General features: G+C 55.6%; 1 rRNA gene. It reads right to left on the bottom strand.

What is annotated here, in order from left to right:
• Nucleotides 1-223 (bottom strand): 16S ribosomal RNA (locus ACXAJH_RS20515); the annotation flags it as partial.

Raw genomic sequence — 223 nt, 5'->3', positions numbered from 1 at the left:
CACCCTCTCAGGTCGGCTACGCATCGTTGCCTTGGTGAGCCGTTACCTCACCAACTAGCTAATGCGCCGCGGGCCCATCTGTAAGTGATAGCGAGAAGCCATCTTTCAACTCATCTTCATGCGAAGAAAAGTATTACCCGGCATTAGCCCCGGTTTCCCGGGGTTATTCCGATCTTACAGGCAGGTTGCCCACGTGTTACTCACCCGTCCGCCGCTCGTTCCA

The sequence above is a fragment of the Halobacillus sp. ABD4_316 genome (genome assembly GCF_056161385.1).
The sequence above is the reverse complement of the archived record's forward strand: the minus strand, read 5'-3'. Positions and strand labels throughout refer to the sequence as shown.